General features: G+C 63.9%; 18 protein-coding genes. 10 read left to right on the top strand and 8 right to left on the bottom strand.

What is annotated here, in order from left to right; all coding sequences use genetic code 11:
• Positions 1–114 precede the first annotated feature (114 nt).
• Positions 115–597, top strand: a complete 483-nt coding sequence (locus EO094_RS12195) for a tetratricopeptide repeat protein (RefSeq protein WP_128292546.1) — start codon at positions 115–117, stop codon at positions 595–597.
• 358 nt (positions 598–955) lie between these two features.
• Here EO094_RS12195 and EO094_RS12190 read toward each other — a convergent pair whose 3' ends face one another.
• Complete coding sequence (locus EO094_RS12190; protein WP_128292545.1) at positions 956–1,897, bottom strand: LysR family transcriptional regulator; 942 nt, start codon at positions 1,895–1,897, stop codon at positions 956–958.
• A 142-nt stretch (positions 1,898–2,039) separates the two neighbouring features.
• On the opposite strand from EO094_RS12190, the gene EO094_RS12185 reads away from it, so the two are divergent.
• On the top strand, positions 2,040–3,059 hold the full coding sequence (locus EO094_RS12185; RefSeq protein WP_128292544.1) for a zinc-dependent alcohol dehydrogenase family protein: 1,020 nt from the start codon (positions 2,040–2,042) through the stop codon (positions 3,057–3,059).
• A 468-nt stretch (positions 3,060–3,527) separates the two neighbouring features.
• Here the strand turns inward: EO094_RS12185 and EO094_RS12180 are convergent, their stop codons facing one another.
• Positions 3,528–6,590, bottom strand: a complete 3,063-nt coding sequence (locus EO094_RS12180) for a transporter substrate-binding domain-containing protein (protein ID WP_246008490.1) — start codon at positions 6,588–6,590, stop codon at positions 3,528–3,530.
• A 536-nt stretch (positions 6,591–7,126) separates the two neighbouring features.
• Between EO094_RS12180 and EO094_RS12175 the strand changes: the two genes are divergently transcribed.
• Positions 7,127–8,575 (top strand): DUF2252 domain-containing protein, encoded by a 1,449-nt coding sequence (locus EO094_RS12175; protein WP_128292543.1) that lies wholly within the window; start codon positions 7,127–7,129, stop codon positions 8,573–8,575.
• 35 nt (positions 8,576–8,610) lie between these two features.
• On the opposite strand, the gene EO094_RS12170 is transcribed toward EO094_RS12175, so the two are convergent.
• Entirely contained in the window at positions 8,611–9,339 is a 729-nt protein-coding gene (locus tag EO094_RS12170; RefSeq protein ID WP_128292542.1) for a site-2 protease family protein, read from the bottom strand.
• 242 nt (positions 9,340–9,581) lie between these two features.
• Here EO094_RS12170 and EO094_RS12165 point away from each other — a divergent pair, with 242 nt between their 5' ends.
• Together EO094_RS12165 and EO094_RS12160 are read left to right on the top strand one after the other, a co-directional pair.
• On the top strand, positions 9,582–10,316 hold the full coding sequence (locus EO094_RS12165) for a metallophosphoesterase (RefSeq protein WP_128292541.1): 735 nt from the start codon (positions 9,582–9,584) through the stop codon (positions 10,314–10,316).
• Positions 10,317–10,445: 129 nt separating this feature from the next.
• Entirely contained in the window at positions 10,446–11,111 is a 666-nt protein-coding gene (locus EO094_RS12160; protein ID WP_246008489.1) for a DUF2268 domain-containing putative Zn-dependent protease, read from the top strand.
• A gap of 515 nt (positions 11,112–11,626) precedes the next feature.
• Here EO094_RS12160 and EO094_RS12155 read toward each other — a convergent pair.
• The gene (locus tag EO094_RS12155; protein ID WP_246008488.1) at positions 11,627–12,253 is read right to left on the bottom strand and encodes a hypothetical protein; all 627 of its coding nucleotides are present in this window, start codon (positions 12,251–12,253) and stop codon (positions 11,627–11,629) included.
• Between the two features lie 3 nt (positions 12,254–12,256).
• Here EO094_RS12155 and EO094_RS18740 point away from each other — a divergent pair, with 3 nt between their 5' ends.
• A complete protein-coding gene (locus EO094_RS18740; RefSeq protein WP_246008487.1) occupies positions 12,257–12,769 on the top strand; it encodes a hypothetical protein in 513 nt (170 codons plus the stop codon).
• A gap of 136 nt (positions 12,770–12,905) precedes the next feature.
• On the opposite strand, the gene EO094_RS12145 is transcribed toward EO094_RS18740, so the two are convergent.
• A complete protein-coding gene (locus tag EO094_RS12145; RefSeq protein ID WP_128292539.1) occupies positions 12,906–13,250 on the bottom strand; it encodes a hypothetical protein in 345 nt (114 codons plus the stop codon).
• A gap of 130 nt (positions 13,251–13,380) precedes the next feature.
• Between EO094_RS12145 and EO094_RS12140 the strand changes: the two genes are divergently transcribed.
• Together EO094_RS12140 and EO094_RS12135 are read left to right on the top strand one after the other, a co-directional pair.
• Positions 13,381–13,854 (top strand): c-type cytochrome, encoded by a 474-nt coding sequence (locus EO094_RS12140; RefSeq protein ID WP_128292538.1) that lies wholly within the window; start codon positions 13,381–13,383, stop codon positions 13,852–13,854.
• A 7-nt stretch (positions 13,855–13,861) separates the two neighbouring features.
• Positions 13,862–14,827 carry a cytochrome c gene (locus EO094_RS12135; protein ID WP_246008486.1) on the top strand — a complete coding sequence of 322 codons (966 nt, stop codon included), beginning with the start codon at positions 13,862–13,864 and terminating at the stop codon, positions 14,825–14,827.
• A gap of 581 nt (positions 14,828–15,408) precedes the next feature.
• On the opposite strand, the gene EO094_RS12130 is transcribed toward EO094_RS12135, so the two are convergent.
• Positions 15,409–15,762, bottom strand: coding sequence for a hypothetical protein (locus tag EO094_RS12130; RefSeq protein WP_128292537.1), 354 nt, complete (start codon positions 15,760–15,762; stop codon positions 15,409–15,411).
• 99 nt (positions 15,763–15,861) lie between these two features.
• Positions 15,862–16,716 carry a branched-chain amino acid aminotransferase gene (locus tag EO094_RS12125; RefSeq protein WP_128292536.1) on the bottom strand — a complete coding sequence of 285 codons (855 nt, stop codon included), beginning with the start codon at positions 16,714–16,716 and terminating at the stop codon, positions 15,862–15,864.
• Positions 16,717–17,027: 311 nt separating this feature from the next.
• Here EO094_RS12125 and EO094_RS12120 point away from each other — a divergent pair, with 311 nt between their 5' ends.
• Together EO094_RS12120 and EO094_RS12115 are read left to right on the top strand one after the other, a co-directional pair.
• Positions 17,028–17,687: a haloacid dehalogenase type II gene (locus EO094_RS12120; protein ID WP_128292535.1), complete on the top strand. Its 660-nt coding sequence runs from the start codon at positions 17,028–17,030 to the stop codon at positions 17,685–17,687.
• A gap of 297 nt (positions 17,688–17,984) precedes the next feature.
• The gene (locus tag EO094_RS12115; RefSeq protein ID WP_128292534.1) at positions 17,985–19,622 is read left to right on the top strand and encodes a DUF6892 domain-containing protein; all 1,638 of its coding nucleotides are present in this window, start codon (positions 17,985–17,987) and stop codon (positions 19,620–19,622) included.
• Between the two features lie 665 nt (positions 19,623–20,287).
• On the opposite strand, the gene EO094_RS12105 is transcribed toward EO094_RS12115, so the two are convergent.
• Positions 20,288–20,722, bottom strand: a complete 435-nt coding sequence (locus EO094_RS12105) for a hypothetical protein (RefSeq protein ID WP_128292532.1) — start codon at positions 20,720–20,722, stop codon at positions 20,288–20,290.
• Positions 20,723–20,802: the final 80 nt, after the last annotated feature.

Below are 20,802 nucleotides of genomic sequence, written 5' to 3'. Positions count from 1 at the left end.
ACAGCGTTCCGCTTGCGCGGAGCGCTGTCTTCTTGCTCGAAGCTCCGCTTTGAAGCAGGCTGCCGATCGAGCCGACACCATCGCCGCAACCGCCAATCGAGTGCCAGAACCGTCATGGACGACCCCGCCACACCCCCGCCTCAGATCGAGTTCGTGCAAGCGGCCCCCGCGGCCGAACTCGATGAGGCCCTGCATCAGCGGATTGTCGCGTTCTCCCGGCGCGGTGACGAATTCGCCGAGGCCGGTCGCTTCGCATCCGCTCTCACCGCATACGACGAAGCGGTCGCCCTTCTGCCCGAACCGAAGAGCGAATGGTCGGCATGGACCTGGTTGCAGGCGGCGCGCGGAGACGCCTTCTTCCTCGAAGGTGACTGGCCGGCGTGCCGGGACGCGTTTCGCAAGGCCGTTGCCGGCCCCGACGGGCTCGGCAATCCTTTCATCCATCTCCGCCTGGGCGAATGCGCGCTCGAGCTCGGAGACGAGGATCGAGCCAAGGACGACCTGATGCGCGCCTATATGGGCGGCGGTTCTGAGATCTTCGAAGACGACGACCCCAAATATCTCGCATTTCTGAGGCGCTTTGCCGACATCGACTGAGGTGAACCGGACCGAGCGCCCGATACGCTCGCCCGCCTCATCGCCATGGGCATCGCCTTGCTTGCCGTAACCGGCCGAGCGCAAGCGCGAGCCGGCATGGCGGATCGGCAAGCTTTGGCAGGCCCCTGACGGCCGAGACTGTCGCCAGCCCGGCACGGTTCGACCGATCGTCCGGCACCCGGCTGAAAGCCCGGCACCCGGCCGGGCGATGACGAGACGGCTCTTTCACGCAAAGCCGCGCAAGCGATCTCGTCCGCCCCCGCATTCCGCTTCCCGCCTTGCTGACGCGATAGCTGACCGCCGTGTTTCCACTCATTAAACAAACGCGTGTCCCGCCTCGGCAACTCGGACTTTCACATTAGAGCATGGCGGTTCCGCTGCCGCGAATGTCCTTCGAACCCGGATCCGTCCCGAGTTTGATGAAGTCGATGAAGACTCGCAACACAGCCGGCATCCGAGTTCGATTTGAATAATAAAGATAAAAGCCTGGCAGCTCCTCGCCGTAATCGGCCAGGACCCGCAGCAGTTCGCCGCGTTCGAGATGCGGCGCGACGAAGTCTTCGGGCAGGAAGGCGAGGCCCATTCCCTGCAGGGCTCCTGCGAGCAGGAGATCGGTATCGTTGGTGGTGAAGGCGTTCTCGACCGCGATCGTTTCCGAGGCCCTGCCGGCCCCCGCGAAGCGCCACGGTAGAAGGGCGCCGCTTCCCGCAAACCGATAGCTGAGGCAGCGGTGGCGGGAAAGGTCCCGTGGCGTCTTTGGCGGTGGGTGCGCAGCAAAGTAGTCCGGCGAGCCGACCACGGTCGTCAGGATGTCCGGCGTCAGGCGCACCGCGATCATGTCCCGGTTCACTTCGCCGCCGATGCGCACGCCGGCGTCGAAGCCTCTTGCCACGATATCGGTGATCTCGTTGTCGATCACGAGGTCGAGCTCGACCCCCGGAAAGGCTGCAGCGAAAGCACCGAGGCGCGGCATCACCACCAGCTTGGCCGCGATGCTCGGCAGATTGATCCGCACGACGCCCTTGGGTTGCGATTGGTAGGCGCCTGTCTCGCGAAGGGCGGCGTCCATCTCAGCAAGGGTGGGTTCGATGCGGGCGTAGAGGCCCTGGCCCGCCTCCGTCGGCGCGACACTGCGTGTCGTACGGTTGAGGAGCCGGACTCCCAGTCGTTCCTCCAGCGAGCGAATGGCGCGGCTGAGGGCGGAGGGCGATAGCCCGAGCCGCTTGGCGGCGCGGCGAAAATTCCGCTCTTCCGCCACCAGTGCGAAGGCGCGCAGCTCGGCAAACTCGCTTGGCGTCATTGTGCATTCCCGCGCAACAAATGATGCCGGATTAGCACTATTTTTCTGCACGATTCCAGGATGCACATTCCCCTCAACACCGGAGCGCACCGATCGCCGATCGATCGGGCGGCCTCCGGCTCCGACCAACGAGGATATGAGCATGACGGAAATGCAGCGCTGGGAAATCGATGCGGTCGGGCTTGATCGACTGCAACTGCACGAACGTCCGATGCCGACGCCCGGCATTGGCGAGATACTCGTGCGGACGGAAGCCGTCGCATTGAACTACCGCGACAAGATGGTGGTCGAAACCGGGCGCGGCCTGCCGCTCCGCTTCCCCTTCACACCGGGATCGGATCTCGCCGGCGAAGTCGCAGCTCTCGGCGAGGGAGCCTGTCTGTTCGCTGTCGGGGACCGGGTCGTCTCGACACCGACGCCGGACTGGATCGACGGCCTTCGTCCCGGCACGGCCCGCACTCCCGCCTACCAGACGCTTGGTGGATATTATCCGGGCGTGCTCGCCGAATATGTCGCAATGCCGGAAGTCTGGTTTGCGAAGGCACCCAAAAGCCTCGAACCATGGCAAGCGGCGACGCTGCCGGTAGCCGGGCTGACGGCGTGGTCGGCGCTCGCGGAAAGCGTAAGGGTGCGCGCAGGGGACACTGTGCTGATCCCCAGCACCGGCGGTGTCGCACTGTTTGGTCTGCAGATCGCCAAGGCAAGCGGCGCGGAGGTCATCGTCTGCGGCCAGCCCAACAATGAAGCGCGAGTGCGCGCTCTGGGCGCGGATCACTTCGTGGATGCCGGTGCGAAAGACTGGATGGAGGAGGTCTACCGGATCACCAGCGATCGCGGCGCCGATATCGTCCTGGAGGTGATCGGCGGGGCGCATCTCGGCCAATCGGTCGAGCTTGCCGCCGTGGGCGGCCATGTCTGTCAGATCGGCGCTCTTGATGGCTTCGAGTTCAGCTCCGCCGCAATGCCCCTGATGCTGAAGAACGTCACCATTCACGGCATTGGAACAGGCAGTCGCGGCGCGCTGGAGCGCCTCGTGCGGGCGGTGGACCGCGCCGGCATCCGCCCGGTGGTGGACGCGCGCTATCCGCTCGCCGAATTGCCCGCCGCTTTCGCGCATCTCGCTCGCGGTCCCTTCGGCAAGGTGGTCATCGACATGAGGTAGCACTGTGACGAATCAGCCGCCGCGCAGAATCTCCACACACGTCCGCTTGGAAATGACCCGTCACGGGCAGAAACGACAGGGAACCGGTCGGGTGCGGTATGGTGGCTTTCCGCCATACCGCACTGAAAGCCGCCAGGCCGCTTTCGGCCCATTCTCGCCGAAGACCGAACGACACTCGCAGGCGATGAGCGGAAGCCCGCTTTGAAGTAGGATCCGAGCCGACACCATCGGCGCAACCGCCGATCAAGTGCCAAACGTCGGCATGGACCACCCCGCCGCCTCCGATCGAGTTCGTGCAAGCGGATGCCCTGCATCAGCGGATTGTCGAGCTCTCCCAGCGCGGTGACGAATTCAGCGAGACTGGCCGGTTCGCGTCCGCTCTCACCCCGCCCCGTCAGCCTCGCAGGAAACCGCCCGAATCGCAACACAGCAGCCGCGCGTCTCACGGCTGCATCAGAGCCGCGCCCCCTACTCCGCCCCCTCCATCTCCCCACGCCCTTCCGCCGTCGCGTCGGCGCCCTTTTCCGCCCGCGTCTCGCCCACCACGCGGTTGCGGCCGCGCGCTTTCGCCTCGTAGAGCCGCGCATCGGCTTCGCGCACGAAATCGCTGAGCTGAGCCTCCGGGGCGGGGATCGCCGCATAGCCGCCGAGACTGATCGTCAGGCGCCAGGTCTCCTCGCCGGTCGAAAACGGCTCTCCTTCCACGCGCCGGCGCAGAAGCTCCAGGCGGTCGAAGAAATCCTCGCTCGCGCCGCCGAGCGTGAAGATGATGAATTCCTCGCCGCCATAGCGGCCCAGAATGTCGCCGTCCTCGCCGAAAATCTCGCGGGCCAGGCGGGCGATGTGGCGCAGGCATTGATCGCCGAAGAGGTGCCCGCGCGCATCGTTGACGCTCTTGAAATGGTCGACATCGATCATCGCCACCGAAAACAGCCAGCCATTCCTCTGGCACAGGGCGAATTCGTCGGCGGCGCGCGCGTCGAAATGGCGGCGGTTGTAGAGGCCCGTCAGCGCATCGGTGATCGACACGTCCTGAAGCTTCTGGTTGGCGCGTTCGAGCGCGGCGTTGAGGCGCCGCAGCTTGCGGTTCCAGTAGACGACGAGAACGAGGGTGACGAGCGCCACGCCGCCGAGAAGGAGAAGGCGGCTGTAATCGACGCGCTGGTCGATGCGCACCAGCATCTGCCGGCTCAGCATCGTCTGCACGTCCTGCTCGTCGAGGCCGGCGACGAGTTTTGCAAAAATCGCCGCCAGCATCGGCTCGTCGGCGCGGGTGGCGATCGAGGCGCGCCAATCCTCAAAAATGCGGCCGGCCACCTTCACGTCGTAAAGCCGTTTGGAGGCCAAGAGATAGCCGAGGCTCGGCAGCGTGCCGAGGGCGGCGTCGAGCTCGCCCTGGCGCACGCCCGTCAAAGCCTCCGCCTCGCTCCCCACCTCCACCAGGTTAACGTTCGGATAGCGCTCCTGCAGAACGCGCAGCGGGCTTTCGCCGGGGGCGATGCCGACGCGCTTGCCGGCCAGATCGTTCATCGTGCTGACGATCGGCTCGTTGAGCGAGCTTGCCACCGCCATCGGCAAGACGAGATAGGGCAGCGTGAACGTCCAGCGGTCGTCGGCCGCCGCGCTGTCGGTGACGAAGGGCAGGACGTCGCATTCGTAATCTTCGGCCTTCTTGAGGCCGCCGCCCCAGATCGGCACCGGCACCACCTGCCAGGAAAAGCCGCCCTGGCGGGCGAGCCGCTCCATCACCTCGGAGGCGACGCCGGTGAAATCGCCATCCGTGTCGACGGAGGTGTAGGGCGGCGTCAGAGGATCGACGCAGACCTTCAACACGCCCTTGCCATCGAGATAGCTGCGCTCTTCGCTCGTCAGAAGCGGGCGCTGGCGCTCCATCCCGGCGACGGTCGGCCCGAGCCAGCGCGTTTCGAGCTCGTTCCACCGCGCAGCCGACATGGCGCTCATCGCCCGGTCGATGATGCTGCGCGCATAAGGATAGCGGGGCGACACGCCGAAGCGCAGATCCTCGCGCTCCACGCCCGGCATCAGAAATTCGCCGCCGATATCGATGTTGATGAGCCCGAGACGCCGGATGATGGCGCTGCCGTTCGACAGCGCCAGGATCGCCGCATCCACCTCGCCGCGCGCCAGCGCCTGCAGGATTTCTTCCTGCGTCGCGTAGGTGCGCACATCGGCGACACGCGCCTTCAGCGCGTCGGCATAATAGATCTCTTCGGCGATGCCGACGCTGTGGCCCTCGAGCGATTCGAGACCGCGATAGGGGCCGAAGCCGGAGCGCACGAAGACGGCGTTCGGGATGCGGTGATATTCGCGCGTGAAGAGCGTGTAGTCTTCGCGCTCGGCCGTGCGCGACATGTTGCTCATGATGTCGATGTCGCCGTCGCGAAACGCCTGCAGAATGTTCGCCCCGCTGTCGTAGACGGGGATCATGGCGAGCCCCGTGGAGGCGGAGATCTCATGCATCAGATCGACCGCAAACCCCTGCCCCCTGCCGTCGCGCAAGAAACTCAAAGGCTCGTAATCGCTGATGAAGCCGACCTTCAAAGGCGGCGCATTGGCGACGAATTGCTGCTCCTCCGGCAGAAGCCGCAGGGGCCCTGCGGAAAACACCCGGCCGCTGCGATAGCTGAGCCAGCGCTCGGTGATGGCGGCGAGCTCTTCCGTCGGCAGCGCGGCGACGGCCTTCGCCAAAATCTCGTGCAGCATCTCCCGGTCGCGGTCGCGCGCGGCCTCGGCCGCCACGCCCTCAGCGGCCCTCTGCGATGCGTTGCCGGCCTCTCCCCCCACATGTTCGGCTTCCGCCTTCAGCACGCCCAGGCGGAAATCTTCGAGCGACACGCCGGCGATCGGCACCGGCCCGACCGCTTCCACATTGGAAAAGCCGTTCTCGCGGGCGAAGAAATTGCCCGTCATCTCCGCCGCGATCACGGCATCGACCCAGCCGAAGGCGAGCGCCGCCATTAGATCGCGGTAGGTGTCGTATTCGACGGGTTCGATGCCCGCCTTGCGCAGGGCGCCGCCGTAATAAATGTCCTTGATGACGCCGATGCGCTTCTGTGCCAGCGCCTCCAAATCGATCGGCGGCGCGAGCGGATGGTCGACGTTCTGGAAGATCACCGTGCGGCGCTGGTGATAGGGATCGGTGAAGGCGATGAAAGGCAGGCGGGCCTCGGTCAGGGAGATGTCGGCAACGACCTCGAGCCGGCCGGCGCGGAAATTGCCGTAAATCTCCGGCCATGTGCCCATGCGCGGCACGAAGGTGAGGCCGCTTTCCACCTCGATGCGGTCGAGCACATCGAGCGTCCAGCCCATCATCGAGCCGTTGCGGAAAAACGAATAGGGCTCGTTGTCGGCGACGACACCGACGGTGACGGTCGGATGTTCGGCCACCCATTGGCGTTCGGTCTCGCTCAATTCGACGGCGCGGCCCGGCGCGGCCGAAGCGATGAGGACGAGCGCCGCCACGATCAACGCGAGGCTGCTGCGAACAATCCCCATAAGGCGAGGCGACATTCTCGGGTTCGGTCCGGTCAACATTCTCATCCCACTGCATCCGGCCCGCGAATGCCGACCTGCCGAATCCGGCGCTCGCGCCGGCTCTCAATCCCGCCCCCTCGATTGCGGTCCCGATGTCGCCGTCGGGTGCGGCATGCACCTCCGCCAGATGCATCCGCGGCGGGGGACCGAACCGCCATTTCTCCCCCGCCTTCGCTCCATCACGTCCTCGAACGCAGAACGCAATCCGTAGGCATCACCTAGTGACACGCCTGCGAACTTGGAAAACATCCAAAGCCTGCTTGAAGCTGAAAACGCAAGGCAGAGGCCGCAGGCAAGCGGACATTCCCCGGCGGAATGGCACATTTCGCAGAGATTGGTGCAGGAAGCCCACAGCCGGCGCGACGGTCTGGCCCACCTGTGTCACCAAGCGGCGCCCCCGCAGCGTTGCGGCCCTACAGAGCCCCCGCCCGGAACGGTGCCCCGGAAAGGCCCTCTCGGAACGGCAACTCCTGGTTTGCGTTTTCAAGCTGACGCTAGAGGAAAGAGCGACCATGGCCGAAGCGAAGAAAAAGCAGTCAACAGACAAGCCGGCGAGCGACAAGGCGGACACGAAAACCCAATCCGCCGACATCAAGCCCGCCCGCAAGGCCGGCGGCCAGCGCGACGCCTTTCGCGATCTTGCCCAGCGCATCGCCTCCGGCGAACATATCGTACCGCCCGTGCTCCTCACCGGCCAGGCGCGGCGCGAGCATGTGCGCTCCACCTTGCGGGAAGACCATGCTCAGCGCATCGAGCAGCGCAACCATGGCGCGCGGACGAAATTCGACGCGCTCGCGAAGGACTTCTTCAAGTTCTTCCGCGGCACGGCGCTTCTCTTCTACCGCGATCTGGTGGGCCAGGATTCCAACATGCCCTCCGTCATGGCGCTCGGCGACGTGCATCCGGAAAATTTTGGCATCATGCCGGACGAAAACGGCGCGCCCATCTTCGGCGTCAACGATTTCGACGAGACGATCTACGCCCCCTTCACCTTCGACATCAAACGCGGCGCCGTCGGCTTCTGGATCGCCGCGCGCGAGGAAGGCGGCCTCACCCGCAAGAAGCGGCGCAAGGTCGTCAAGAAATTCGTCAAAGGCTACCTCAAGGCGATGGAGGCCTATGCCGAGCACGCGACGGAGAAGAACGACGATTACCGCATGGACAATTCGCCGAAAGTCATCCGCCGCCTCTTCAAGGAAGCCTGGGAAGACCGCCACGACTGGCTGTGGGACGATTATCTCAAAGGCTCCGGCCGCGGCTTCAAGGCGAGCGACGAGCTGCAGCCGATCTCCAAAGAGGTGGCAAAATTCCAGAAGGCGGTCGACGATCTGGCGAAATCGAACGGGATCGACGCGCCCGACCGCGCCGGCGAACTCAAGGTCAAGGATGTGTGCGTGCGCCACGGCCAGGGCACGGCCTCGCTCGGGCTGCCCCGCTATTACGTCCTCATCGAAGGCCCGTCGAAGAACGCCACCGACGACATCATCATCGAGTTCAAGCGCGCCCGCCGCTCCGCCCTCGACGGGCTCGCCCCGCCCTCCGAATTCGATGCCGGCGCCAAGGCCGACCGCATCGCCCACGGCCAGGCCGTGCAGCTCGCCCATGGCGACATCTTTTACGGCGCCGTCGAAATCGACGGCGAGAGCTTCATGAGCCGCGAGCGCGCCCCCTTCCGCGACGACATCGACCTCGACGAATTGAGTTTCGGCACCTGGAAGGACTACGCCGAAGTCTGCGGCGCAGCACTCGCCAAGGCGCATGCGCTCTCAGACGATCTCGGCCAGATCGATTACGACGTCGAACCCTCGATCATCGCCGCTGCCACACCGCGAAAACTCTTCATCGCCGATCTCGTGCGCTTCGCCGAAGAAGCCTCCGACCGCCTCCAGGCCGACCACCAGCATTTCCGCGAAGACCACGCGCTCGGCGCCTTCGACTGCATCGACATGGTCTATCGGTAAGGAGAGAGCGGCCATAAGGCCGCCGCGGCGGAAGCTCAGGCGCCGCCTTCCGCCGGCGCCATCCGCCAGGCGCGGCGGAATTCGCGGAAATTGTCGCCAAAGGACGGCGGCAGATAAAGCGGCACCATCGCAAGAACGCTCGCGATCAGCACCACGGTCGAGACGACGGCAAAGACGAGCCCGAGGGCTGACACGATCAGGCGCGCAGTCCTTTCCGACACCCGTCGTGGCAAAGCCGACCAGAGAATGACGCCGCCATCGGTTGGAACGGCCGGCGCGAGATTGGCGAGCCCTAAAGCCAGATTGAAGAGGCCGAGAAAGAACGCGGCTTCGCTCGCAAGCGTCGGGGACGACGGCAGCGGCGTCGCGAAGCCCGGCAGATGCTGCACCGGCGCAGACGGGCTCAAGCCCCAGATCGCGAACGCGACGCCTGCAATCAGAAGGTTCGCCGCCGGGCCCGCGAAGGCGATCGCGATCGTGCTTCCCCGCGACTTCGGCTCTTCGAGAAAGACGAAGGCCCCATCGACCGACAGGACGATCCGATCGCAGGCGAGCCCGAAGCCGCGCGCCGCCACGAGATGCGCGAGCTCGTGCGCGAGATCCGACAGAACGAGACCGATCAGAAGGATGACCGCGAGCGCGACGGGCTCATGCGCATGGTGATAGGCAACGAGCGCGCTGAAAACCACCGCCACGACCAAGGCGGAGGGATAGATCCACGCCTCGATGCCCGCAGGAAGCTTCAGCCGAAACGCAAACGGCATCCCCTCCGCCGCGTTTGCGCCTCCCGTGGTCATGATCGAATGCCCCTCATCCCGGCCAGTTGCAGAGCCGCCCCGGACGAACCCGACGCCTGGCGTCCGCATCCCGTGTCATCCAGATCCCCTGTCCTCCGCATCATAGGCGCCCGCGTATGATTGGCGAGCGTTTCAGGGAACCTCGCGTTTCCGTCATCCGGCCTCGGCCATGTGGTAACGTCCTGCCGCCGCCGATGGAGGACGCCCCGATGATCATAGCGCAGATCTCCGACATCCATGCAGCGCCGGACAATGACAACATGACAAGGTTCGCCCGCGCGCTGTCATGGCTTGACGGGCTCGATCTGGACGCACTCGTCATGTCGGGTGATCTCATCGAAGACGGCTCAAGCGAAGAATACAGGGAAATCGCTGCCCGCCTCGGCGCATTGCGCTGCCCCGTCCTGCTCCTGCCCGGCAACTCGGATGACCGCAGCGCCATGCGTGCCGTGTTTTCGGACCGTCCCGGTTCTGTTGCGCGCGGCGATGCCATGCACTTTGTGGCCGAGATCGGTGGTGTGCGGCTCGTCGGCATCGATACGACATTGAACGACACCTCCGCGGGTGACGTCGCCCCACACCTCACCTGGGTCGAAGAGGTGTTGGACGCGCCGGGGGCCGATGCATCGCTCGTCTTTTCGCATCATCACCTCTTTGCCAGCGGCATCGCACCGATGGACGCGGTCATGGCGCAAGGAGCAAGCGAGTTCGGCGACCTGCTTCGGCGACGGCCGCACCGGCCGCTCGCCATATCGTCCGGCCACGTTCACCGGCCTATGTCCAGCCTTCTCGGCGGAGTTCCCGCGCATATCTGCGGCTCGATCTGCCCCGCCAATCCGCTCTGGTTCGGCGGACCGGATGTGCCCGTCGTCCACGAACCTCCGATGATCATGGTTCACCGCCTCGTCGGCCGTGACCTGGTCAACCATCACATCGCCGTCTGAACGACCGATTTCCCAGGATCGGCTTCGGACGCGGACCGACCCCTTTCCACCCATACAGTCTGGAACCAAGCGTCCTGACGCGCCCCGGCGCCATTCGGGCAATCCCAAAGCCAATGTTCGCCGGGCAGGATGATGCGCTATTCTGCTGGCATGTCCTCGCTCACACTCCATGTCCTCGATGCGCGCGGCACCCTCGCGGACATCCGCGCCTGGCTTTGCGACGCACTCACGGCCACGCACGAAAAGGCGGCGGCCCTCATGCCGCTCCGGCCCCTGGATGTCGTGGTGCAAAGCGGGAGATGGGTCATCCACGAGAAGGGACATGTCGGTCGCTCGCCCAAGCCTGGCGTCATTTTCGTCACCGTCGATCCCGGCAATCCAGCCCTCCTCCCCAACGCGGACATGTCTCTGGAGCGCATGTTCGCCCACGAGCTTCATCACGCCGCGCGTTGGGACGGACCCGGCTATGGCTCGTCATTGGGCGAGGCGCTGGTCTCGGAAGGACTGGCAGGCCATTTCGTTCAAGAGCTTTTCGGCGGCCCGCCGGAACCCTGGGAGAGGCTGCCAGACGATGACATCCGCCCCCATTCGGCGCGCGTGGCGGACGAATGGGACAGAAAAGACTATAACCATGAAGCCTGGTTCTATGGCCGAGGCGACCTGCCAAGATGGCTCGGCTATTCCGTCGGCTTCCGCCTCATCGAAAAATTCCTGCAAGACCACCCGTCCAGCCGCGCGGCCACCCTCGCCGAGACATCCGCGCAGGAATTTCGGCCGACACTCAAATTGCTCTGACAAGGACGGATGGTCGCCGAACGCAGAGCGTCGGTGAGGCTGGATTCAGATCGACATCGTTCATCGGGTTTCGGGGCGCTGGCGCAGCGAGGCGCATGCGCTCTCAGCCAGATCGATTACGACGTCGAGCCCTCGATCATCGCCGCCGCGACACCGTGAAAACTCTTCATGGCCGATCTCGTACGCTTCGCCGAAGAAGCCGCCGACCGCCTCCAGGCCGATCACCAGACGTTCCGCGAAGACCACGCCCTCGGCGCCTTCGACAGTATTGATATGGTTTATCGGTGAGGCCGCGCTGGTTGTTAGGCGTTCGTGGGGCGCAGGCGGTACTTCCTAGCAAATGGCCGAAATGGGCCGAAAGGAGATTGGCGGCTTCGGGTCATCGAAGGCAGAAAGCTGCCGTTCGGGTTTCGACCCATCTCGGCCATTCACCATCCAGTTCCGTTTTCCCGAAGACCGACGTACTGTTGTCTTTTACTTCCGGCGAGCCGGGCTCGTGAAACGCTGGGACTCCACTAAACAACCCGCAGATGCACCGCCTGCTGGATGTCTTTGACGAAAGCCTTGATCAGGTCGGCCGTGTCCTGAACGAACGCCTTGGTGAAGACATCGATCTCGTTGCCCTCCTTATCGAAGCCATTCCGGTGGACGCAATCATGGCGTAGCAACACCGCCTTGAAGAGGCTCGCCTTGTCGGCAGCAAGATCGAGAATTCGAACCCCGAGGGCAATGCTGTAGAGAACATCGACCTTTTTGAGGTTGTGGTATTGGATCTCGCGCAGGTGCGTGCGGACTTTTCGCTCGACCAGGCCTGGATCGTTCGAGATTTGGGACAGCGTGAATTTCTCTTTTGCTAGGTCCTCGTCCTTGTCGATCAAACGCTGCATGGCCTCCTTATCGCGCATGACCTCATTGAGCAGAGTGTCCCCGAGATAGGCTTCCAGCGCGGTGATCTGCTGGGAAAAAATCATTCGATTGACGAGGTGGTCGCCGCGCACGCCGCCGTGATCCGCGAGCAAGTCGCCGGTGTGATGATATGAGTCCATGAAAACCCGATAAGGGTCTGCGGACGCTTCATAGTCGAGCCAGTCGTCGAGCTCCGACTCGTCGTGCTCAAGCCCGTAATCGAAATCCTCGATCACCTCATGCTTGCCGACATCGGTGATGTGATGGTTTTCGATGCCGATGGGATATTCCCAAAGCCCCCAGGTCAGATCGCCAAGTTCGGGATGGCCGATCGCGGCCTCATAATGGATCTCAGATCCCATCGGGTACTCGTCGCCGCCAATGGCATCCCAATCCAACTCATCGCTCTCGATTTCAAATACTTCTCCGGTCGACGCGTGACGAATCCGCGCAACGCCTCTACAATAAACTTCCATGTGCGCTCCCGCTGTCTCATCCTCACCAGCTTAGACGCGGCAGAACAGCCGGGAAAGACTTCTATGAGCTACCGCAACAAGCCCTACATCGCCTTCGATGGCGATAACGACATGCACTACTACAGGCTAATGACGGCCTGGAAGGCGCACGGCGGAAACTCCTTCAACTGTCACAACGCTCACCTGTTTCGGCAAACCCCGATGAAGTATCGGCTCAGAATGCGTGATCCGGCTGCCGAACAGTCAGGTCTGGGTCAGTTGCCCCCCGACACTTGAACCTAGCCCCACCTCGAGTACATATATCGGCGGTAAACCCCGGTACCGTCTCTGCCTCTGGCATGCGGCCGGGGTAAATTGTTTTTAGGGGTGATGCGTCCGAGCGGGCGCTCATCAAGCCCCGCGGCGACGCCCCCTACCTCCCCAATCTCTCACACCGCATCAGTCCCGGCGCTTCGGCCCAGGTCTGCACGGAGTTGACCCAGCGTCGGCAGGTGTATTCGTTGGGGAAACAGGCGCGCAGGAAGACCGGGCGGCGCCAGTCGTTCATCGGGTCTTCTCTGGTGCCCGAAAACGTCCCGACCCAGCTCCAGCCGCCCGCGTCGCAGGCGCCGCCGCCTTCCGGTGCCGGCGGATGGCCGACCACGGCCGCTGCGGGCGTCGCCGTGAGTGCGCCCGCCACCGCGACGATCGCCAGGCCCCCCGCCAGGACCGCCACCCCGCGCCCCTGCGCCGCCCAAAAGCTTCTCAATGCCGCCATCACGAACCCTCCCGATCGCTCGCGCTCCATCACGCCTGCGTGAAGACATGCCGTCGCGGCGCCTGCCGGTAGTTGCAGCGAAACCGCCCCCTATAACTAGACCTGTCCAAGACAAACAGGAGGCAGCCTCATGCTTCGCAGCATCTCCATCGCACTTGCCCTCACCGGGGCCTCGATCGTCGCCTTCGCCGCCCATGCCCAGGACGCGACGCCCAGCGCCGGCGGCACCGACAACCCCGTCCAATCGCGCCAGGCGATCATGGAATCCTTCGGCGCCTCCGCCAAGGTCGGCGGCGGCATGATCAAGGGCGAAATCCCCTACAATCCCGCGGTCGGCCAGCTCGTCCTCGCCACGCTCGATGCCGGCGCCCACACATTCGCGCATTACTTCCCGGAAGGCTCCGACACGGGCGACACCGAGGCCTCGCCGAAGATCTGGCAGGATATGGAGGGCTTCCACGCCAAGATCGACGATCTGCAAGAGGCGACCACCGCGGCGGTGAAAGCGAAACCGCAGGATCTCGACGCCTTCAAACAGACCTTCGGCAAGGTCGCGAAGAACTGCAAATCCTGTCACGAAGATTATCGCGTGAAAAAGGACTGAGGCTTTCGTGGCGAAAAAGCTTCTGGCAGCGGTCGTCGTTCTGGCGGCCGCGGCACTCGTCGGCTTCTATGTCGTAACGATGCCGTGGCCGCTCGCGGCCTCGGCGCTTCCCGCGCATGAGCCCGATGTCGCCAATGGCGAGCGCCTGTTTCTGGCGGGCAGCTGCGCCTCCTGCCATGCCGCGCCCAAAGCGGAAGGCGAGGCAAAGCTCGTGCTCTCCGGCGGGCTCGAGCTCGACACCAATTTCGGCCTCTTCCGCGTGCCGAACATTTCCTCAGACCGCGAGGCCGGCATCGGCTCCTGGAGCGACATCGATTTCGTCAATGCGATGAAGCGCGGGCTCTCGCCGTCGGGCGCGCATCTTTATCCGGCCTTTCCCTACACCTCCTATGCCAAGATGAGCCTCACCGATCTTCTCGATCTCAAGGCCTATCTCGACACGCTTCCGGCGAGCGGCAACCGCGTCGCGTACCACGATCTTCCCTTCCCCTATTCGCTGCGCCGCGGCATCGGCCTGTGGAAGCGGCTTTATCTCTCCGACGCGCCGGTGATCGCCGTCGATGAGACTGACGCGGAGCTGAAGCGCGGGCGCTATCTCGTCGAAGGCCCCGGCCATTGCGCCCAGTGCCACGCGCCGCGCGATGCGTTTGGCGGGCTTGAGACCGATCGCTGGCTCGCCGGCGCGCCGAACCCGGAAGGCAAGGGCCGCATCCCCAACATCACACCGTCCGATGACGGCATCGGCGGCTGGAGCCTTTCCGACCTCACCTATTATTTCGAAAGCGGCTTCACGCCCGATTTCGACAGCGTCGGCGGACCGATGGTGCCGGTGCAGGAAAACCTCGCCAAACTCCCGCCCGAAGACCGCGCCGCCATCGCCGCCTACCTCAAAGCCATCCCGCCCCTGAGCAACGCCAGCGACGGCGGGAACAGCGGAGGCGGGAACGGCGGCGCGGACAACACCGGAGGATAAAGCGGGGACCGGAAAGGCAGCCCCGGGAAGCTGAGCCGCCCAGGCAAGACTTATCCCCGGATCGTCCCCTTGACCCGCCAGCCCCTTGATCATCCGGCCACTTGATCATGCGCCCCTTGACCGGGCGGCCCGACGAAACTCCAGCATCAGCCGCACAGTCCCCCTCCCCCTTTGTGGGGAGGGGCTAGGGGTGGGGGTCCCCCACAAAAAGCGGGAGTCTGCCCGAGTGCTGACTTCGGAGAACGGCCATCAGCGCCGTCACCCCCACCCGACGCTTGCGGCTTTCGCCGCCGCGTCGACCTCCCCACAAGGGGGAGGTGGTGGAGCGCACATCCGCCGGGTAGAACCACCCGCCGAGACGATCCGACGACATCTCGAAGGCGAAGAGGGTCGGTCAAACCAGAAGAGGGTCGATCGACCCCCGCAGAGAGCCGGCCCCTCCGCAAGCCCGCAGCGGCGCACCAAAAACTCCGGCATCAGCCGCATGGTCCCCCTCCCCCTTGTGGGGAGGGGCTAGGGGTGGGGGTCTCTCTAAAACAAGCGGGAGGTCCCCCACAAAAAGCGGGAACCTCCCAAACCCCTCAGCGGAGCGCGCGCGGCGGCACGCCCGGCTCGCATTTCATGCCGATCAGGCGGCCGTTGGAAAAGCTCAAGCCTTCATTGACGAAGCGGCGGCATTCGATCTCGGTGCGGAAACAGCCCTCGGCGTAGAAGGGCTTGCTGCCGCCGCGCCAGCCGCCGTTCGGCCCGTCGCCCTGGGCGGACACCCAGCCGAACCACAGGCTCGCGGGGTCGTATCGCGCCGTCAGCGCCTTGCAGGTTCCCTCGCCCTTGTCGAAACTCAGCCAGGTGGCGTCGGCCGGCGCCGTCCCGCCGAGAAGAAGAAGCCCGGACAGGGCGGCGGCCGAGACGGCGGCAGGCAGAAAGCGGGACATACACAACTCCCTTGAAAATCAACGTCAGCCTTATCTGGGGTTCTGGCCGGCCGCTTCCAACATCAGGGCCAAGCAGAAGCCACGAATGGCCCGGCAGATTCAGGCGTGCGCCCACTCCCAGTAGAGCGCGCGCGCCCGGTTGCCGATCGGGCCAGGCTGCAGATCGCGGTCCTCAATGCGATTGACGGGCACGACCTTGGAATAATTGCCGCTCGAAAAGATCTCGTCGGCCGCCATGAAATCGGTGATCGTCAGCGCCTGTTCGCGCACCTCCACGCCCGCCTGGCGCAGAAGATAGATGACGCGCTGGCGCGTGATGCCGTTCAAGAACGTGCCGTTCGGCGCCGGCGTGAACACCACCCCGTCCTTCGCCATGAAGATGTTCGACGTGCCGGTCTCGGCGACATTGCCCAGCATGTCGCGCACCAGCGCATTGTCGAAGCCGCGCGACTTCGCCTCCAAAATCGCCCGCCCGTTGTTGGGATAAAGCGCGCCCGCCTTGGCATTCGTCGGCGCGCATTCGATGGTCGGCCGGCGATAGGGCGAGAGCGTCAGCGAAAAGCCCTTCGGCTCCAGAACCGGCGTCTCGTAAATGCACATGCAAAAGCGCGTCGACGAGGCGAGCGGCGGCACCGACATGAAGCCGCCCTCCTCCGCCCAATACATCGGCCGGATATAGAGCGCCGTCTCGTCGTCGAATTTCTTGGCGCCCTCTTTGGCGAGCCCCACCATCGTCTCCACGTCGACCTTCGGCTCGAGCCCGAGCGCCGTGGCCGAGGCATTGACGCGCGCGCAATGCAATTCGAGGTCGGGCATCACGCTTTCGAAGCGCCGCGCCCCGTCGAAAACCATCGAGGCGAGCCACATGGCATGGCTGCGCGGGCCGATGAGCGGGACGTTCCCCTCATGCCAGTCGCCATCCACAAAGGTCCAGGTTTTCGACCATTCAGCCATGTCGTGCCTCTCGTCTGTCGCTTTTTGCGGCGAACGGCCCACGCCTTCAAAAACGCCCGTCCCGACCCCGTTTGAACGAGGTTGCGCCACGTCTTTCGCGGCGCGGCCGGGGCGCGGCGAAGACGCCCGTCGCCGCCAATATGAACTCCTGGCGGTAGCCTGAATGCCGCCGTCTTGCTAGACCCTATCTCGTCACAAGCCGCCGACGGGCGGCATCTGCGGGCGTGCGCGGAATGCGGGCGCGCCGGCGATTTGGCGCCCGAAAGCCGACGGCGCGCGAGACAAGGGGCGCGAGACAAGGGGGAAGCCGCATGCAGCCATCGATCTTCGTCTTCGATGCCTATGGCACGCTCTTCGACGTGCATGCGGCCGTGCGCCGGCATTCAGAAGCCGTCGGGCCGGATTGGGAAAAACTCTCCCATCACTGGCGCGCGAAGCAGCTCGAATATTCCTGGGTGCGCTCACTTATGGGGCGCTATGTCGATTTCTGGACGCTGACGGAAACCGCGCTCGACCACGCCTTCCAGTCCTATCCCGCGCTCGATTCCTCGATGAAGCCGACGCTTCTTGCCGCCTATCGCAGCCTCGACTGCTATCCGGAGGTGCCGGAGACCTTGAGCCGGCTGCGCGCGGCCGGCTGCCAGCTCGCCATTCTCTCCAACGGCACGCGCGACATGCTCGATGCGGCGATCGCGGCCGCCGGGCTCAACGGCCTCTTCGATGCCGTCCTCTCCGTCGACGACATCCGCCTCTACAAGACGGATGAACGCGCCTACGAGCTCGCCACCACCTATTTCCGCGTCTATCCGGAAGCGATCTCGTTTCAATCGTCGAACCGCTGGGACATCGCCGGCGCCACCGCCTATGGCTTCCGCACCGTGTGGATCAACCGCTCCGGCCAGGCCGACGAATACCACGACCTCCCCGCCGCCGCCGTCCTGCCGGATCTGAAGGCGTTGCTCAGGGTGTGAGGCGCGCGGATGCGGGTTTGAGCGGTGCTGGCCGTAACGATCGCGACGTGAGGCGGAGGCCGCGACTTGGGTGTATCTGCTTGCAGCTCGACGTCCCCGACTGAATGCAGGCAAAGTTCGTGGACGAACGGTCCACTATCTCGCCGGCCGCAACAACCTTGAGCAGCAGCGCCTCGACGAAGTAGTCGCCGCCCAACAGCAAAACTAAGGCTGAGCACAGGAAAGAGCGCCTGATTTCGCAACGCGTATCCCGTATCCTCGTTTTGCAAACCACAGCGTATCGGGGGAGTGACGGGTTTGGCGGATCATGAAGCAGCATTGGTTGAGACGGTGCGGTCGTTCCTACGCGCACCCGCGGATGATTTCGATGCGGTCCAGCAGCTTCATGCGGAGTTGAACGACCTGATTGCCAAGGACGCGAGCGTCATATCCGCGCTTTACGGCCACTATTTTCAAGCCGTCCACGCCCTCCTCGGGGAAGAGGACGGCGTTTCGACGCTCCTGCCCGACACACTCGATCAGTATCGCTTCGTGCTTGCCTTTTCGTCGGGTTCCTTTCTCGGGCGTCGGCGCGCCGAAGCCTTTGAACACCTGTTGGCACGCCATGAGGAGCATCTCGCTCTGATCGATCGTGCGCTCGAAATGCCCGACCGGCGGCTGTGCCCAAAGCCACGGCTTCGCCACACCGGAACCCTCGGCGATGTCGCGGGTGCCATGATCGCCATTTACAGTTGGCACTGCCCTTTCGAAGGACGCCCGTGGCCGCAGGCCGTGGAAGCGGCGTTGCGCGTACCCAGGCTTTTCCGCGCCTTTCCGCGGCAGAATAGCATCGCAGCACTCTCATTGCTGGCGGATGCGCCGGAAAGCGCCGAGCGTTTTGCTGAGATCATCCGGTTCTATGTTCTGGAACGTCGAAGCGTGTCCGAAGGCGCCATGGGTTGGATGCAGCAAGATATGCTCGGCTTTTATGCGCGCCGCGACGATCCCCGCCATTCGCAGGCGCCGACGATTCTCGCAAAAGCTCTTCACGACGGGCGATCCTGGCCCCGCGAACGTGCCGTGCCTTTCGTCGAAGAGTTCGTTCTTGCCGCGCTCGGACTTGAACCCGCGACGCAAGGGGACACGATCGACCGGATAGCGAAGGAGGTGGAGCGCCAACGTCGCCGCATCGAGACCAACACCTACCGGGGAACGCTTGGCTTTTCCGCCGCGCAAGAAAAGGCGAACGACGAGGAACGGCTGGTCAAGTCCGAGCGCGAGCTTGACGCGGTGCGCCAGGATTTCGACGGCTGGCTCGCCCGGCGGCGCGCCAAGGCCGTGCGCCGCGTTGCAGTGTCTCACACCACGCGCCGCGCGCTGCAGACGGTCGTCAAGCTTTTGCCCGGGGACACCACCGCGCCCATCGCGAACCTTCTCGACGAAGCCCGATCCTATGCCGAGCGACCGCGGCGCTTTGCGATGCCCAAACCTGCCGACAAACGCTTCAAGGATTTCGGGTTCAAGCTTCTCGTCATCGAGGAGCTGATGTATCGCCGAGACGACCTTCGGCCGCGCTTCGATGTTCACGAATTCGCGGAAGAGTACGACAAGCGCGAGATCTCCGTCGAGGACGACGGCTATGATATCATTCCCGAAGTCGCCAGATACTTCCGCGATCTCGCAATCCCCGACGACCTTCTCGCGACGGTCGAGAGGCTTCATCAATCGAGCGGTCTCGATGGCGGTCCGGGCTACATCGAGCACCTGTTTCCGTTCTGGGACCCCGGAGCCGGAGACGACCCCGTTCCGGTCACGGCGAAGGCCGCGAACGATCTCGATCTCGTTCCCAATCTCAAGCGGATCAGCGGGCTCGAAAACAGCAAGCCTGGAGCCAAACTCCTCAAGGCTCTTCGCGCGCGAGATATCGAACTTATCGCCGAGGAGGACGGGCCTTAACCGTCGACGACATCCGCCTCTACAAGACGGATGAACGCGCCTCTTTTCCAGAAGCATTGAGGCGGCAAGGTCGTTACGTCCCGACGGCGATGCCCCCACGGCTAACGTTCAAACGGTCCAGGCGGCTCCCTCGAAGCGGACGCTCCCCGTCGCATGGCGACATCGTGGAAGGGTGGATTGCTGACTGTCCGTTTTAAAGCATGTCGGTAGAGTCGAAGCTGCCCTTCAGGGCTTGGTATTCGGCCGGTTCGGCGTCGCAAGTAGAGTCTCGCTTTCCTCGTCGGTGCGAGCGTTGTGGCGGCGCAACCGGAGTCTCGGATTCGCGATGGCAAGGACGGCAGTAAGGTTGGGTAGGCATCCCATGAGGGCGGAAGCTGTGGGAATTTCGCCAGACACCGCGGAACGGACGATGGCTCCGAACACGGGTTGGAGGGCGAGCAGGTTGTCAGTGAATACACCTCTCAGTAGCTGAGACGCGTAGTTCGTGCCGGGAAGGAAGCAGATATTGGCCAGTCCCGCGACCGACCCGACGCCGAGCAGGTAGAGCGACAGACCCGGCATGCGTCCCGTCCACAGGCCCCATGCGATCGCCTCGGGACTCCATGCGCCTCAGTGCCTACACCCAACCGCCGACTGTCCGGCGAAACGGGGTCCACTCCATGTCGTCAGGTCTTCCGCGAGTTGGTCTGCCAAATCGAAACTCCAATCCAGAAGAGCAGGAACATCGGGAGCGAGAACAGCACACGGAAAGCAAACCAAAAGTCCGCACTCGCTGTTAATGCTACAACAAAAATACTTATCATTACTATCAAAGCGCACGCCGCCATGGCGAAATAGGTTTGTTGCCATTGCGCAAGTGACATAGGCGAGCGCCGCTCAAGAATTATGCTTTGACCGCTTCCGACTCCCACGGCCAAGGCCGTGAAGATAATTGCTGCAGGAAGCAAGCCGATTGAAGCTCGTGTTTTTATAAAAAACTCAGTCTGAACAAAAAGAGAGCGGGCCATCCTCGCAATTCCATAGCTTATTCCGGCGTTTATTGTCAGAACGAAAATCGACCGCCAAAACACAGCCCAAAATATACGGAAGAAACGGATCATCACTCACCCCCAGAAAATAGGCTATCACCCAAGGACGCTTACCAACGCGGCTCGCCCTTCGCGAAAACCCTCGAAACCTG

The organism is Afifella aestuarii (assembly GCF_004023665.1).
Taxonomy (GTDB): Bacteria; Pseudomonadota; Alphaproteobacteria; order Rhizobiales; family Afifellaceae; genus Afifella; species Afifella aestuarii.
Note: the sequence above shows the minus strand (reverse complement) of the source record. Positions and strands in the feature narration are given on the sequence as shown.